Source organism: Candidatus Margulisiibacteriota bacterium (assembly GCA_028715625.1).
Lineage (GTDB): Bacteria > Margulisbacteria > Riflemargulisbacteria > GWF2-35-9 > GWF2-35-9 > JAQURL01.
The window spans coordinates 49,302-66,205 of sequence record JAQURL010000004.1; the positions used below are offsets into that span (position 1 = coordinate 49,302).

Consider the following 16,904-nt stretch of genomic DNA (forward strand, 5'->3'; position numbering starts at 1 on the left):
AACTTTATGGATAATCTCAGTAAATAGGAAAGAAAAGCTGTGGCGTTTATCAAAACAATTTCTGGTAAAAAAGGCGTTACTTACCACATTGATGAGTATATCAATGGTAAACGTCGCAGCAAAAAAATCCCTGCACGGAATATGAAAGAAGCTAAGGAGTTTTTGAATAGTTATCTTTGGGAAAGGGTCAACTTCAAAACCCCTAGTCTGATGATGAAAGATATTCTGTTTAGTGAGTTAGCAAAAGAATATAGGGAATTCTCCATGACAAGGAAAACAGTTGTTACTTTGTCCAGAGAACAGTCGATTATAAAAATCCTCAATACAGAAATTGGCAATATGTTGCTTAAACAAATTAATTCAAATATTGTCGAAGCTCTTCAAACAAAGTGGAGCAATCATGGTAAAGCCAATAAAACCATAAATAATAGAACAGTATTGCTATCATCCATATTAAACTACGCTATAACAAAAGAATACATACCTTATGCCCTCAAAATTAAACCTTTAAAAACAGATATTATCAGACCAAAATTCTATACTGATGGTGAGTTAAAACTAATTCTCGAAAGTGCTGATGAAATGTTAGGTAACATTATTAAGGTTCTAATAAATACAGGGCTAAGAACAAATGAACTAAGACATTTAAAATGGGAAGACATTGATTTTAAGAATAAATTATTAAGAGTTGAAAAATCAAAATCTCACAAATTCCGTGTAGTCCCAATAAACAATAAACTTCTAGAGTTATTGAATTTCTTAAGGAAAAAGAAAACACACAAACAAATATATCTCTTTGAATTTAATGAGGGCTTACCTATAAATGACTATTACCATAAATTTAAACGGTTATTAAAAAAGCTAAATATATCGGGCGATGTGCATCAGTTTCGCCATACTTTCGCCACACAATTAGTAGAGAGAAACGCTAACATTTACGAAGTCCAACACCTTCTTGGTCACGCCAGTGTTCAGACTACCCAGCGTTATGCCCACGTTAAACAGGATAAACTATTTCAGACAGTTAATCTGTTGTGTGGTTGAAGTATGCTATGAATTCGAGTTAATATGTAAAAAGAAATGAAAATTGGTTCGACTAAAACTTTTATTGATGCTTTAAATAACATAACAACAAGTGATGATTATGAGTTGTTTTTTCGAGGCCATTCACAAGAAAAAAAATATAGTTTGATTCCTGCAATTTATAGGCCTAAATATATAAATTTTTTAAGGAATGAGGATCGAATATTCAGAGAAATTCTTTCATATCTGCCTGAAGATTTCAGAAATGAAAAAACTACATTTGATTGTCTTGTAAAAATGCAACATTATTCAATACCTACTAGACTGTTGGATTTGACAAAAAATCCTCTTGTAGCCCTTTACTTTGCAGCGAGAAAAGATATAAAATTAAGAGGCGAAGTAGTCGTTCTTAAAATACCCAAAAAAGAAATTCGTCATTTTGAAAGTGACAGTGTTTCAATTGTATCAAATCTTTCAAAACGTCCATTCAATTTTGATATTTCAGGATACAAGATCAATCGAATTAATATATTCAACAAGAAAAAAGAGATAAGCTACCTTCTTCATGAAATAAAAAGTGAAAAACCATATTTTTTGTCAATTATTGAGCCAAAAACGATTGGTTCCGTTTTATGTGTTAACCCCAAAATGAATAATCAAAGAATACTACGACAAGAAGGTGCATTTCTTTTGTTTGGTATTAATCAAACAAAAGAAATGCCTGCAACAATTCAAAAAGATTGGATATTATTTAATAGCGAAAAGAAAAAATTTTTAATCTATCAGAAAGAAAAAATTTTGAATGAATTAAATCGCGTAGGCATAAACGAAAGGTTTTTATTTCCGGAGCTAGATAAACAAGCAGAATTTTTAAAGGCAAAATACGCTTAAAGACGGTTACCCCATTGTGTGTATAGACTGTGTAAAATCTTAAAAATAAAAAACCTCTAGTTTCCTAGAGGTCGCATAATTACTGGTTGCGGGGGTAGGACTTGAACCTACGACCTTCGGGTTATGAGCCCGACGAGCTACCAACTGCTCCACCCCGCGTCATTGGTTATTTTTTTCGCAAGGTCATAATTATAGCAGCGAATAAAAGCCTAGTCAAACACTACGGTTTTGTTCTGGTATACAAGAATCTTGCGTTCGATGTGTTTTTTTATAGCGAAAGAAAGCACCTGCTTTTCCAGTTCTTTGCCTTTTTCAATGTAATTTTGCAAACTATCCTTATGATTAATATTTACAACCTGCTGGGCAATAATCGGCCCGTCATCAAGGGCTTCGGTAACATAATGCGCTGTTGAGCCCAACACCTTAACCCCCCGATCGTAGGCCTGTTTGTAAGGGTTTGCACCGATAAAGGCGGGCAGAAAGGAATGATGTACATTTATGATTTGTTGTGGATAAGCCCGAACAAACCCCGGTGTCAGTATCTGCATATAACGCGCCAGGATAATCAGCTCAACACCATGATCTGTCAAAAGTTTCATCTGCGCCTGTTCCTGTTCTTTTTTGTTTTCACGAAACATAGGAAAAAAATAAAAGGGAGTCTGGTAATAACCGGCAATTGTTTCATTATCCTGGTGATTACTAACTATCAGTTGAACATCCATAGCCAACTCGGAATTTTTTATTTTATAAAGCAGGTCATGCAAACAGTGGTCATCTCTGGAAACAAACACAGCCGTTTTTATTAAAGAGTCACTGAAATAGAGTTTCAGGTCCATATTCCAGTGTTTTTTTATGGATTGCAGGGAACTAAGGATATTCTCTTTTTGTATTAAGAAATGAGAAAGGTCCCATTCTATGCGCATAAAAAAAATATTATTTACCGGATCTATATGCTGCTCGGCATGCAGTATGTTGCCTTTATTTTGAAAAATGTATTCGGTTATGGTAAAGACCAAACCTTCTTTATCCGGAGCCGAGATTAGCAGTATTGCTGATGTTGTTTTATCCATGATTAAGGTTTAAAGTTGCACTGAAAAAGATTATAATACAAAAATAGATGAAAAAGAATCTTCTGCTGGGTATTATTTTCTTTGTAGTTCTTGGTTTTTTGGCAAAACTGGTATTGGAAAACTGGGTTAAAAACGAAGTTACTAAAACATTGTCCGGAATTTTAACGACTCCAATAAAGATTGCTTCAATCGACATAGGCTTTTTGTCTTCAGCGACAATTAAAGGAATCACTATTGGCGATCCTCTGAGCCCCAGCAGTAACATGGCTCAAATTGAGGAGCTAAAAGTAAATTACAGCCTGCTCAGATTACGCAGAACCAGGGATCCCCTGCAGTTAATTAATTCCTTACAGATCAGTAATGGCAATATAAACATTCACCATAGCAGTGATGACCGGTATAATCTGATCCAACAGTTGAAACCTACGCCACCCAACGCGAAACCCTTTCAGATTCCGCACATTAAAATATACTTCAGAAAATCTACAGTGACCTATACTGACGAAAGAGGATTTGGACCCAAGGCGCTGGAAAGCCCGGAAGTTAATGTTTTATATAATGCAGTAGGCAACGTTCAGTTGAAAAAAAATCAGGTGATGATTAACCTTGAAGGAAATCTGAACCGAAAAAGAGACAACAAGGTTGTAATCAATGGTTCTTTGCAGGGCGAGGATTTTAAATTTCATATTTTTTCCAGAAAAGCCGATGTGGCGAACTTGATAGGTTATTTTTCAGGATTAAAAGAAATCAAATTTTACAAAGCTATTTCCAGAGTTGAAGCCCAGCTGCAATCAAAAAAGGTACAGAAGCTCACAGATATTCCGCTTGATTTTCAGGTGAGCATGGACGTTAAAGAAGCTGAATTCGCGACTGTTTGGGTGCCACCGACCATGTCTTTGCAGGCCGGGCAGGTATTTGTTTCCAATCGTGGAGTTATTTTTAAAGATATACAAGGCAGGGCTAACGGTCAGAAATTTAGCCTGCAGGGTGATATTAAAGACTTTATGATTCTTAATCTGGCCATCAGAAGCAAAGAAATAGACAACCATTATTCGGCTGAATTTTTGCCATTTCTGAAAAACTGGAACCTGGATGGCAAGTGCGACTTTTTGTTGAACATAAAATCCATTGCAACAGGGAATATTGTTCTGGAAGGAAAAGCTAATAATTACTCGGGTCATTTTTTTAATTATGTTGTACAGAAAGCAGATCTGCAGTTTAGAAAAGAGAAAAACGATATTTCTTTAAGCTTGCCTCTTATTCAGGCTTATAACGGGACCGGTACAGCCACTGGTAGTGTAACCATTATACCGAACCATACTCCCTATCTGGATATAACCATGGCCTTAAAAAAGGTTTTACTTCCGGAATATTTTCAGTCCAAACACTTTACCGGCCAGGGTGATATTGACCTGCATCTGGACCATTATGCGGACGACATCAAAGGCCAGCTGTTCTTTTGGGGTAAAGACGCTTCCGCCTTTGGGCAGAAGATTAACCATATGGTGGTTATGTGGGAAAAAACGCCGGAAAAGCTTGTTTTTGGTCCAGGTTCATATGTTGCGATAAATAATGATGAATCAAAACTTTATTTCACTGGCTTTTTGAACAATCACGCTTTTTTTGATATAACCTTCAAGGGTAATGATCTGTTAACCGACAACTTTTATTTTTTTTACTCCAAAGTTGGAGACTACAAGGCCAGGTTCAAAGCCGATGGGCGTGTAACCGGAGTCTTTGATGAGGCATTTAAACGCAATCCTCTGCAGCATACCAAAGGCTTGGTTAAAATCAACGTATCTAACTTCGCCGTGAAGAACAGCACGGAATTATTTAGCGGTGAAGGCACGGTTACTCTGGATGAATACGCTTATTTGGAATTCGCTTTAAAAAACAAAACATCTTTTTTCAACATAAAAGCCAAGACTACCAATAAGAGCCTGGTATACAGCAACTTTACACTGGGCAATGTTTCTCTGGTCAACGCCAAACCGTTTGTAAAAAACCAGAAATACGATTTTAACGGTATAGCCAGCGGCAAGTTAACAATGTTCCCTGACCAAAACCAGCTTTTCTTAAACAACTATGGTGTAACCGGCAGTATTCAAATAGTAAACGGCCAGCTGGGCAGCCAGACAGTTCAGTATGTTTCCGGGAACATAGCGCTACAAAACAACAAGTTCAGTATTGGTGCCGGCCAGTTTGTACAACCTTTTTCCAATATCAGGTTAATACAGGCAGAATATTTCTCATCACATAATTTCAGCGTAATTTTTGATCATGCCAAGATTCGCAGTAACGAATGGCAAGGCTATATGCCCAAGAACATAAAGCTGTCTCTGACAAATTTAAATGGTAAACTAACAGTTGATGGGGCTTCGGTTACAGCTGATTTGGATGTGGAAACAGATCTTTTTATTTACAACAATGTTACTATGCCGAATTTTAAAGGACACATTAATTTGCAGAATAAACAGGTCCGCCTGAGCGATTTCTCAATAATTAATAAAAATGACACTTATCAGATTTCCGGCTATATTGACCTGGATTTCAAAAAACAAACCATTCCCAAACATAATCTGGAAGTTAATCTGACCTCTGCCAAGCTGGAGAATTTATCTGAATTGTATCAGCAGTTAAGGCCGTTATGGACAAAAGAAACAATACCCAAAGAAACCAAGGAAGACAAACGCACAGAAGTATTTGGCAAATATAACCAGCTGGTAAAAAAGAACTCCCTAAATCTTTATTCAATTGATGGCGGAAACATTTCCGAACTGCTATATGACCTGAAATCTGTAAAACAAAAGGATCGTCTCAATGATTTGCCTAAAGCCGAAGGAAAAATTTCGGGTATATTGCGGTCTTCTTATAAAGACAAGTGGGTAATTTTCAGTGATCTGAATGTTAATTCCGGACGTATTGTACAAACGCAGGTAGAACAGTTGAATTTTCAGGCAAGGCTTGAAGACAATGACATTCATATCGGAATAAAATGCAGTAAAGTTAAGCTTCTGGAGAGTAATTTTGAAAACCTCGATTTCGAATCATTTTTTAACCCTGACAGCGAGATATTAAAGGTTAATAAGCTTAATGTTGATTTTGAGGGAACAACCTATAAAGAAATTTTAAAGGGACAGATTAATTTGTCTCCCCTGTTGTCAAAAACAGAAGCCCATCGTAATGACCTTGATTTACGACTAAATTTACATAAAGATAACATAAACATTTTATCCATGATGAACAGTTCCCTGAAAAGGATATCCAATCAGGGAGATGTGGTGCTGGATATTACCGGACCCTTCTGGAGCCCTGTCTTTAATTCTCAGAAGGTAAGTTTGAAAAAGTTCCAAATTCAATTCGTATCAGGTTTTGCCATAAAAGCCCCATTAACGGTAGACAATGCAGAGCTGAATATTGTTGACAATATTATCAACATCCCTTCTTTGGAAGTGGTCTGGCAGGGTGATGACACCAATGGGGCCAGAAACGTTTTTGTGGCGTCAGGCAATATAGCTGCCGATTTATCATTTAAAGACGCTGCAAATATACCGCTGATAATGAATTTGACCATAAAACCAACCCAGCTAAACCTGAACATAGAAGACTTATATGTTGGCAAAGCGGAAACTGAGGAAACCCGTGTACAGGGAACATTTTTAATTCCTGTAACCAAAAAAGCCAAAGAAATCGCTAAACAAAATATTCTTGAGGAAAAGGAGGAAGGTCCTGTGCTCAGGACCAAAGCAGTGCTATCTGACGGCCGTTTTATTATTCTTAGCAATCGTCCTGCTGTGGTGGATAAACCTGCCATGAAGCTGGACATGTGGGTTTATTTAAGCAAGGGACTGTTTATTACCGGAAAAAATATCGGGGCAGGAGTGAACAACTTTATAAATAATATCAATATTGAGTTTGATGAAGAGCCCATGGATATGCACATAAAAGGATCGCTGAATACAATTGATTTTGAAAAAAAATTCAAGCTAAAGAGCGGGAAAATTGTTTTTATGGACCAGATGTTCCAGCTGCTGGAGAAGTCCAAACAGAGGGAAATTTTCAGTAATAAACCTGAAAATATAGATGATAATTATGTGGATATCAGAATGCTGCCGGACCCGGATTATCCGACAAAACGCAAGGCCACACCTTACTTTAATTTAAAAGCTTATTCCATTGTAAAAAAAGTTATTTCGGTTACGGACAACACAAATATAGCCTCTAACAACATGGTAACCAAAATTGAGGATCACGTATTTGTTGTTTATGTTAACGGCTTTCTGAACACTCCCAAATCTTTCGCCATCGAACATTATCTTTATGAAAACAATACCTATAAACTGGTAGAGGAAAAAATATATATGGATAAAATATCCGCGGAACAGCTGGATACTATTTCTTCATATTTATTACCCGTACTTTTAAAGCCTCAGTTTTATCAGAATTTACTGAACAAAGGATTGGTAAACAACAAAGAAGCCAATGAGCTTTTAAAGAGTTATTCGGCTTCGCAAATAGACCTGTGGATAGATCAGCAGTTAAGACCTTTTGAAAAAGAAATAGCCAGCGCCATCGGCCTTTATGATGTAAAGATTGAGCATAAGTTCGGAGAGGAAATAGTGAACTCGGTTCCGGTTTTTCAAACGGATACTGCCATTGATACCAATAATTCCAGCAAAGTATCTGTGGAATACATAAAAGATCTGTTTTTAAAGAAACTGTTTGTCAAACTAAAAACCGGAGTTAACCAGGACCCGCAATCCAAGAGTTACTCACTACAGCTCACAGAGTATGAGCTGATGTGGTTTTTGTCAGATTTTATCAGCGTAAATTATGGCAACCATAATTTACAGAATAGCGATAGCGTATATGGAGCTTTTTCAATCAATGCGAATTTTGATTTCTAGTTTAATAATAATTTTTTTAACAGCTTTTTCTCTGGCAATTGAAATAAGCCCGGAAAAGCCGCAAATTTTTAATGGTTACCCCATCAAAAGCATGGCTATATCCACTAATCCTCAGACAACAGTAAATTTTGCCGAATATATGCCTTATATGCAACAGGATAATGAATTTTACCTTAGCTATATGGTCGATGATATCGGCAGCCTGATGAATAGCGGTTATGTTCAGGATATTAATGTGAATATATCGGCAAACGAAGAATCGGCAGTGGATATTACTTTTAATATAAAGCTGAATCCCATGGTTCGTTATATAGAGCTTAGCAATATGACTATTTTAAACCAGAACATTATTAAGAGTAAATTGTATAACAAACTTAATACCCCTTTAAATTATGCCTATATTTCCAGCGACATACAGATAATTGAATCAGCTTATCATGATCAAGGTTATGTGCTGGCCAAGGTGACCAATGTGTTTTTTATAAAAAGCGTTAATTCTCTGATTTTTAACGTTGATGAAGGCTTGGTAGATAACATCGTATTAAGCGGTGCGGGACAGCTTAATCCGATGATTATTCTGCGGGAATTGAATATGCAGCCAGGCAAGGTTTTTAATATTAATCTGGTTAATGAAGACAAGGATATTATTTTCAGAAGCGGATATTTTTCACAGGTGAGCATGCCCAAGGTAGCGCCATCGTATGTAAATCCGGGCAAAGTTGATATCTTATATGAGGTTCAACAGCGCAAGATAAACAACTTGCAACTGGGGCTGGAACAACTGCAAAACAGCAAGTTGAGCCTGGCTCTTTCCCTGAAGCTGCCGAATTTTAGAAATTCCGGTGAAGGTTTATATTTTAAAGGTCAGGGCATTATTGAATCTTATTTTAAGGAATATAGCTACTATGTGAAATATAGCGATCCCTGGTTTACCGGACGCAAGCTACCGCTAAATCTTATGGTCTGGCATCAGATAAATGATGAAATCGTCAACAATCTGGCCACAGTCAGGGTTCAGCGTATCGGAGGAGAAGCTAATCTGGAGCCGTATTTCTTCAAACAGGTGAAAACAATTGTGGGTTATCGTAATGAAGCTGTGTCAGACGTTGCCGGTGTGTACAGTCCTTATCAGAAAAACAGTTTAAAATTAACGCTGCTCAGTGATACAACAAACGATTATAATAATCCGCTGAGCGGAAGCAAGACTACAATTGAAATGGAAAAAGGTAATAACCTCTTTAATTTAATCAATTTCGGAGGCATTGATTTTTCCAGATATACTTTTGAACATTCTGTTTATTATAATTTGTACAAGAAAGATGTTTTAGCAATTCGCTTCAGTACCGGGTTCATGCAATTTAATACTCAGAGCCAGATTTTCGAACAGGACAAATTTCTTATAGGGGGGGCATATTCTCTGAGAGGCTATCCGGAATCATACGCTAATCTTGCCAATGCTATTATCGGCAATAAAAAAATCCTTTTGAATGTCGAATATCGGGTGTTTCTTACAGAATGGCTGCAGGGTGCTATATTTATTGATGGAGGCATTGCTACTGATAACGATCTGCAATTAGATAAACTCAAATGGGGAAAAGGTGTCGGTATCAGGATTTTAACGCCACTGGCCCCATTGCGTTTTGATTTTGCAATAGGGGATAACAATCAGTTCTTGCTGCATTTCGGGTTAGGACAATTGTTTTGATTTGTGTTAAAATGTTTTCCTAGTCTTTTATGAGGTAGGGGATAAGATGTTAAGACTTTTTTTTATATTATTGATCGGTTTATTTTCATTTTTGCAGGCCACTACATTAAACAGTATCATTATCAGTGGCAACAAGGCCATTTCCTCTCAGGATATTTTGGCTGTAATTACCAATAAACCCGGAGAAGAACTGGTTACTGAAAATATCCTTGCCGACATCCATAATATCTATAATATGGGCTACTTCAAGGATTCAGTAAGCGCAGAAACTGTTTTTGTCAGCGGGAACAAGGCGGACCTGATTTTTACAATTGAAGAAAACCCTGTTGTTAACCAGATATATTTTGTAGGATTAACAGCCTTTAAACAGGAAGAACTTATGGCCAGCATGAACATGAAAAAAGGTAAAATCCTTAACTATAGTGAGCTAAGGCAGGATATTCAGAATATTACCAATTTTTACCATGAACGGGGATATGTACTGATGAATGTAAAAGAAATTTCCGAACCGCAGGATGACAATATTTTAACTATTGTTCTCAAAGAAGGAATAATAGAAGATATATTCTTTAAGGGTATGGCTTTTACCAAGGAATACGTACTTACCCGAGAAATGGAAACTCAGATCGGTACCGCCTTCAATATCAACACAATTCAGGAAGATATGCGCAACATTTATAATACCGGCTACGTGGACAATATAAACATTGACCCACCCATGGCCGGTGTAAATCCGGACAAAGTAGTAGTCGTAATAAATGTTCAGGAAAAAAGGTCCGGTTCATTGCAGTTCGGAGGAGGAATAGGTTCTGCTACCGGCTTTTTCGGTTTTATTCAATTGTCATTCATAAACTTTCTTGGAGAAGGCTATAACATGTCTACAAAAGGGCAGTGGGGGGAGAAGCAGCTTACTTATGAATTTAAATATTTTAACCCTTGGTTTTTTAAAGACCACACATCAATGACGTTTAGGTTATGGAATACCGATGGTCTCATTGATGAAGGACAGGGGCTGAAAGCTTTCAATACCGGCGGAGAAGTTATCTTGGGCAAGCCTTTGACTAAACAGATCAGCGGTTTTGTTTCAGCTCGCGTGAATAACGTTATCCCTCAGGAAACTTCCATTAACAGTTATGAGGTCAGAAGTATTGGTGGAGGGTTGAGCTATGATACCCGGGATTATATTTTTAATCCCTCCAGCGGTGACTATGCTCTGGTTAATGCCAATGCTTCTCTTAAAGTTTTGGGTGCTTCCATTGAGTTTATAAAATACAGGATAAAATATAATAAATATTTTCCGCTTGGGAATGATTTTGCGTTAGGATTTAAGGGCACTATTGATGATTCCTTCGGAACCATATTTGACACTGAGCGTTATTTCGCCGGCGGTGCTACTACCGTGAGAGGTTATCGGGATGGATCTCCATTTGCGATAGGCGGCAGAAGGTTCCTGGGCACTGTGGAACTTAGATATAATATTAATCAGCAGATGCAGTTATATTTTTTCTATGATCTTGGTAAAGTAACCAAAGGTCTGGCAGATTGTAATTTTACAGGAGATCCGACATGGAGAACAGGTAAGGGCATAGGTTTTAAAATTATTACTCCGATAGGTCCGTTAAGGTTTGATTATGCCTGGGGAGATGGCAAGCCCTATAGCGACAACCTGGACAGCAGCAGCGGGGTAATACATTTTAATATTGAGAATACTTTTTAAGGAGGTCTGGACATGAAAAAAATTTTAATAGGTGCGGTTCTGTTTTTGTTCTCTATTGCTTTGTGTGACACTGTAGGTTATATAGATTCACAGCAGATTTTAAAACAATATAACAAAGCTGTTACGGCGCAAGCTGATCTTGCAAAAAAACAAAAAGATTTCCAGGATTTTTTCTTACAGAAGCAGCAGGAGTTGGAAAAAGCTAAAGCTACCAGTAAAAATGAAGAAGAATTAACACAGCTCAAGGATTCTTTGGAAGCAGAGCTGCAACCCAAAAGAGATGAGCTTTTACAATTAAACCAAAAATTGTCGGGCGATATTGAAAAAGATATAATTGAGGCAACCAAGAAAGTAGCCAAACAGTTACGTATAGATATAGTTTTGGATAAACAAATTGTGATTTCCGGAGGCATGGATTTAACCAGTCTGGTGATCAGCAGTTTGAATAAATAGCAAAACACCTTATAATTAAAATATGAAATTATCAAAAATCGCTAAAACGATTGGCGGGAAAATTTTTGGCCAGGATATTGAGGTTAAAAACATAAAAAGTATCCTAACTGCCAGAGCTGAAGATTTAACAATTTTACTCGACAAACTGTATTTAAAAGATGCGCAAAAATCCAAAGCCTGTGCTATCGTTACCTTTACGACAGAGGTAAAACCAAAAAACGGCATCCTTGTGAAGAATCCCAGAAAAGTTTTGCCTAAACTTTTAAAGTTATTCGCCTATGAAGATAAGCAGCTTGGAATATCAAAAACAGCCAGCATTGATGATTCTGTAAAGCTGGGTAAAGCGCTTTTTATAGACGATTATGTACGAATTAAAGAAAAAACCGTTATTCAGGATAATGTGAAAATTTACAGCGGAGCAACTATAGGTAGAAATGTGGTCATAGGGGCAGGCACCATCATTTACCCGAATGTCACAATTTATAATAATACTCAAATTGGTAAAAATTGTATAATTCATGCCGGAGCAGTTCTTGGCGCGGACGGCTTCGGATTTGAAAGAAATGAAAAAAAAGAATGGGAAAAAGTAACACAACTGGGCAAAGTAGTAATCGGTAATGATGTGGAAATAGGGGCAAACAGCTGCGTAGATCGCGGAGCAATACAAGATACCGTAATAGGTGACGGTACAAAAATCGACAATCTCGTGCAAATAGGGCACAATTGTATAGTAGGTAAGCATAATGTTTTTTCCAGCATGGCAGGTTTAGCTGGTAGTACAATTGTCGGAGATTACTGTATATGGGGCGGGCAAGCTGCCACAGCCGGCCATTTAACTGTTGGAAACGATGTTACTATTATGGGACGTTCCGGAGTTACCAAGAATATTAAAGATAACGAAGTCATTCAGGGATTCCCGGCTCAAAATTATAAAAAAGAATGGAAAGAACAGGCAGTGCTACGAAAATGGGCGCGCCGGCAACTAAATAAGGAGGAAAAAACAGATGAGGAATAAATTTGCGTTCTGGAGTTTGATTTTGGGAGGGGCACTGCTCTTTGGCGCACCATCTGCCATAGGTACAAACGGTCTAATCAATATGCCCACCGCGATGTCTATTCAGTATAAGGCTTTTGATCTTGGTTCAAACTGGACATTGGTACAGAATAATTCCAGCAGTGCTCAAAACCAGATACATTATTATGGTAATCTGGGAATTTTTGAGGGTGTGGAACTGGGTTTTTTAGGTAACAACCAGACTGAAGGAGTATTTTTAAATCTAAAATATTATATGCTCAGCGACAAATCGAACTATCCTTTAGGATTAGCTGTCGGACTTACAAATATATCCTCACACAGCAATTCTAATCTTTATCTGGTGCTAAGTAAAAAGTTTCCCAATCAGTTAACGGGTCATTTCGGCTTTGCTTCCAATATTCTGGCTACAAAGATACAAGCCAATGTAATGTTTGGGTTGGAAATGCCCTTTAGTAATTATGTTAATGCTTTTGCCGAACTTATCGGTTCACAGGATTCCTGGGTGCTTTCAGCCGGAACCAGGCTTAAGTTGGCGGACGATTTGTTGCTTAACGCCTATTGGGATGATATTGGCAACAGCTCTGCCGGCAAATCTACTTTTTCTCTGGGAATATCCTGGCACGGTATCCTGCAGTAAATGGGATACACGGTTAAAGCTCCGGTCACCATCAGAGGGACCGGAATACATTCGGGTAAAACAGCTGAAATAATACTGAATCCAAAGCAAGCTGGAGGAATTGTTTTCAACCTTTCTAAGGTTAATGTAAAAATACCATTAACTCTGCGCTATATAAAGCCGCAAAACCTTGGAACCAATTTGTTTAAAAACAACCAATGGCTTAAAACTATTGAGCATTTCCTGGCCGTTTTGTGGTATTTCAGAATAACCGATTTGCAGGTGGAAATAAAAGGTGATGAAGTCCCTATTGCCGATGGAAGCGGATTGCCTATATATGAAGAAATACAGAAAAAAGGACTGAAAAAGACCGCTACCACTGAAAAGAAACTGATTATCAAAAAACCGGTCGCGGTTTTTTATAATGATTCATATTTGATAGGGTATCCGGGCAAAGGGCTGAACATCAATTATACAGTCTGCTTTCCTAATAATCCCATACAAACCCAGAACTATATTTTTACGGGAAAAAACAATTTTGTTGCAGAGGTTTTAGCGGCCAGAACTTTTGGTAATATCGAGGATGTGGAAAAACTGCATCAGTCCGGCCGGGCTCTTGGAGCCAGCATGGAAAACGCATTAGTCTATAATTCCAAAGGCTATATCACACCACAACGTTTTGCGGGAGAAGCCGTGCGCCATAAGGTTTTGGACCTGTTGGGTGATTTGTACTCATCAGGATATTTTGTGCAGGGCAAAATGTTGGCGTACAAGACCAGCCACGTATTAAATAACAAATTTATAAAAAAACTGCTAAAAGCGTCTTAAATAAGACCGGCAATCATATCGCCAACTTCTGACGTTGAATAGCCCATTTTCCCGGCGGACATACTTTCCATTTTGGAAATTGCCGTCATAACTGCCTTTTCAATTGCGGCAGCGGCTTCTTTTTCGCCCAGATAATCAAGCATCATTTGCCCGGCCATAATGGCTGCGATAGGATTAATTACTCCAAGTCCGGTATATTTGGGGGCGCTACCGCCAATAGGCTCAAACATGGAAGTACCAACCGGATTTATATTGCCACCGGAAGCTACACCCATTCCGCCCTGTATCATGGCGCCCAGGTCTGTAATAATATCGCCGAAAAGATTATCGGTTACAATTACGTCAAACCATTCGGGATTTTTTACAAACCACATAGTTGTAGCATCTACATGGGCATAATCGGTTTCAATTTCAGGATAATCCTTGGCAACATCATTAAAAGCTCTTTGCCAAAGGTCAAAAGCGTAAGTTAGCACATTGGTTTTTCCAACCAGAGTTACTTTTTTTCTGTTATTCTTTTTGGCGTAATCAAAAGCAAAGCGAATACAGCGCTCTACACCTTTTCTGGTATTAATGGATTCCTGTATAGCAACTTCATCGGCAGTACCTTTTTTTAAAATGCCGCCAGCGCCGACATAGAGACCTTCTGTGTTTTCCCTGACCACGACAAAATCAATCTCTTTCGGACCTTTATTTTTTATAGGAGTTTCTACCCCAGGATAAAGTTTTACAGGTCTTAAGTTCACATACTGGTCCAGCTCGAAGCGCAATCGGAGCAGAATTCCTTTTTCCAGTATGCCGGGCTTCACATCAGGATGTCCGATCGCTCCCAGAAAAACAGCCTTATATTTACGAAGGTTTTCAATATCATTTTCGTTTATGGTTTCACCGGTTTTCAGATAACGTTCACCACCGAAATCAAACATGTCAAAAGTAAAGGAAAGGTTATGTTTTTTCCCTGCCGCCTTGAGTACTTTCATACCTTCGGCAATAACTTCTGGTCCTGTCCCGTCACCGGGAATAACGGCAATTTTATAGGTCTTCATGTTAGCCTCCTTGAGCTCTGTAGTGTATAGATACTATAAAGGATAGCCAAAATATAGGCAAGATGGTTTTTGGGAAAACTTAACTGTTTTTACTGAAACGATTACGTAAACGCTTAACGCTTTTTGTCTGCGGAACATTAAATATTTTACTAGGTTTTTTATCCCAGAAGGTTTGCAGTTTTTCAATTCTTTTTTCTATATCTTTAATAAGGTTATGGTCCAGACCATCTTTTTTATCCAGCACGGCGCCGATAGATAATATCCTTTTTTCCACTTCGATATCTGAAATGTCTTCAGAGTTTTCATTAACGGTTGAGCCTTCAGCGTAAACATCATTTATATTCAAAGAATTATGTAAATGATTAAAAAAGTCTTTATCTTTTTGGTCAGGGAACAAATCCAGCACCTCATCATTCTCCAGTTGAATGATCTTGCTGTTTTCTTTTTTTTGCTTATCTGCCGAATCTTTTTCTTGTTGTTCGTCTGCTTTTTCTTCTTTGCTTTTTACTGTTTCTTTATTTTTATTGTTCTCAGCACCTATAAATTCTTCATGAAATTCTTCGGAAGAGTTGGGTACAGCATAAATGTCTTCACCCTGCACAATAGTTGCCGCGCTTAACTGTTTTTCAGTATGACCGGGTACAGGCAGATCTTTTTTATTGATATTCATAACTACTGCATCGTCCATATTTCTGGAGTAACCGTCACCGGACAATTTTTCTTTGCGTAAACTCATTAATATCTGTTTCTGTTGAAATTTTTGTAAGCGATCCTGTTCAAGGTTATTTATATAGGCCTCTTTTTGCTCAACGATATTTTCATTAGGTTTATAAACAACATTTTCTTCCAAGTCTTTTTGTTCATTAATGTTTGTTTGAACTTTTAGGTTGTTTGTATACGAAGCATTGGTATTGTTGGGTGTTAATATTCCTTTCAGGCCTTCAAATATTCGTTCCAAATCAGCCAAATTGCTGGCATTCTCGGTTCTTGCCATGTCTGAAGTTGAGGCTAATTGAGCCTGAGTAACTTTAAAAGGATTATTTGTATCCATAATTATTTATTATAAAAACCTTCTATTTGGCCGACTTCCCGAAGGGCATTGTTCTCTTTTAGAAATACCATAACCCGTTCGAGTTTGATCAAACTTAATTCTTTATTCAGATAACGCACCATTTGAGAATACTTCTCAATTGCTTTGTCATTAAGGCCTTTGTCAGCGTAAAAGTCACCAAGGACCTTGAAAGGCAAAGGGGAGTACAAATATTTTCTTTGCAAAGTTTTAAACAAAGCTTCAGCTTCATTAATGATTTCCTGCCTGTCCGCAGTTTTGGTTTTTTTAACTTGCTGATTATCAATAATAATACTGATGATGCCTTTTTCCAGCGGCCTTCTGTTTTTTTTATTAATATACAGAACACAGGCTATGGTTACAAAAAAAAGAATAGTAATAATAATTATATCCAGCATAATTTTTTCTCAGTAGTTATATAAAATATGCCCGGAAAAATTAAAAATTAAACACGAAAAACAGGAATTTATTTTATTATGAGAACGGGCAATAAGTGGGGTGTAAATATTGCCCGTTTAGGTGGTATTTACCTGGTTGGGTTAT

Annotated in this window: 13 protein-coding genes and 1 tRNA gene; 9 read left to right on the forward strand and 5 right to left on the reverse strand. The window is 37.5% G+C overall.

Going from position 1 to position 16,904, the window contains the following annotated elements:
• The first annotated feature begins 39 nt into the window (after window positions 1-39).
• Window positions 40-1,044, forward strand: a complete 1,005-nt coding sequence (locus PHV30_01580; protein ID MDD5455704.1) for a site-specific integrase — start codon at window positions 40-42, stop codon at window positions 1,042-1,044.
• A gap of 36 nt (window positions 1,045-1,080) precedes the next feature.
• Window positions 1,081-1,914: an FRG domain-containing protein gene (locus PHV30_01585; protein MDD5455705.1), complete on the forward strand. Its 834-nt coding sequence runs from the start codon at window positions 1,081-1,083 to the stop codon at window positions 1,912-1,914.
• An 83-nt stretch (window positions 1,915-1,997) separates the two neighbouring features.
• On the opposite strand, the gene PHV30_01590 is transcribed toward PHV30_01585, so the two are convergent.
• Window positions 1,998-2,073: transfer RNA gene (locus tag PHV30_01590), tRNA-Met, on the reverse strand.
• Window positions 2,074-2,123: 50 nt separating this feature from the next.
• On the reverse strand, window positions 2,124-2,984 hold the full coding sequence (gene purU / locus PHV30_01595) for a formyltetrahydrofolate deformylase (GenBank protein ID MDD5455706.1): 861 nt from the start codon (window positions 2,982-2,984) through the stop codon (window positions 2,124-2,126).
• Between the two features lie 47 nt (window positions 2,985-3,031).
• Here purU and PHV30_01600 point away from each other — a divergent pair, with 47 nt between their 5' ends.
• Genes PHV30_01600 through lpxC form a run of 7 tightly spaced genes read left to right on the forward strand, consistent with a single transcriptional unit; the run spans window position 3,032 to window position 14,246 of the window.
• Complete coding sequence (locus tag PHV30_01600; GenBank protein MDD5455707.1) at window positions 3,032-7,891, forward strand: hypothetical protein; 4,860 nt, start codon at window positions 3,032-3,034, stop codon at window positions 7,889-7,891.
• The gene (locus PHV30_01605; protein MDD5455708.1) at window positions 7,872-9,596 is read left to right on the forward strand and encodes a BamA/TamA family outer membrane protein; all 1,725 of its coding nucleotides are present in this window, start codon (window positions 7,872-7,874) and stop codon (window positions 9,594-9,596) included. The genes PHV30_01600 and PHV30_01605 overlap by 20 nt, the downstream gene beginning before the upstream one ends.
• Before the next feature lie 46 nt (window positions 9,597-9,642).
• Complete coding sequence (locus PHV30_01610) at window positions 9,643-11,313, forward strand: BamA/TamA family outer membrane protein (protein MDD5455709.1); 1,671 nt, start codon at window positions 9,643-9,645, stop codon at window positions 11,311-11,313.
• Window positions 11,314-11,325: 12 nt separating this feature from the next.
• Entirely contained in the window at window positions 11,326-11,766 is a 441-nt protein-coding gene (locus PHV30_01615) for an OmpH family outer membrane protein (protein ID MDD5455710.1), read from the forward strand.
• A gap of 22 nt (window positions 11,767-11,788) precedes the next feature.
• The gene (gene lpxD / locus PHV30_01620) at window positions 11,789-12,781 is read left to right on the forward strand and encodes a UDP-3-O-(3-hydroxymyristoyl)glucosamine N-acyltransferase (protein MDD5455711.1); all 993 of its coding nucleotides are present in this window, start codon (window positions 11,789-11,791) and stop codon (window positions 12,779-12,781) included.
• Window positions 12,771-13,439 carry a hypothetical protein gene (locus tag PHV30_01625; GenBank protein MDD5455712.1) on the forward strand — a complete coding sequence of 223 codons (669 nt, stop codon included), beginning with the start codon at window positions 12,771-12,773 and terminating at the stop codon, window positions 13,437-13,439. The genes lpxD and PHV30_01625 overlap by 11 nt, the downstream gene beginning before the upstream one ends.
• The gene (gene lpxC, locus PHV30_01630) at window positions 13,440-14,246 is read left to right on the forward strand and encodes a UDP-3-O-acyl-N-acetylglucosamine deacetylase (protein ID MDD5455713.1); all 807 of its coding nucleotides are present in this window, start codon (window positions 13,440-13,442) and stop codon (window positions 14,244-14,246) included.
• Here lpxC and PHV30_01635 read toward each other — a convergent pair.
• The 3 genes from PHV30_01635 to PHV30_01645 form a co-directional block, all read right to left on the reverse strand.
• On the reverse strand, window positions 14,243-15,292 hold the full coding sequence (locus PHV30_01635) for a 3-isopropylmalate dehydrogenase (GenBank protein ID MDD5455714.1): 1,050 nt from the start codon (window positions 15,290-15,292) through the stop codon (window positions 14,243-14,245). The genes lpxC and PHV30_01635 overlap by 4 nt on opposite strands.
• A gap of 79 nt (window positions 15,293-15,371) precedes the next feature.
• Window positions 15,372-16,343, reverse strand: a complete 972-nt coding sequence (locus PHV30_01640; protein ID MDD5455715.1) for a hypothetical protein — start codon at window positions 16,341-16,343, stop codon at window positions 15,372-15,374.
• A gap of 2 nt (window positions 16,344-16,345) precedes the next feature.
• Window positions 16,346-16,759: a hypothetical protein gene (locus tag PHV30_01645; GenBank protein MDD5455716.1), complete on the reverse strand. Its 414-nt coding sequence runs from the start codon at window positions 16,757-16,759 to the stop codon at window positions 16,346-16,348.
• Window positions 16,760-16,904: the final 145 nt, after the last annotated feature.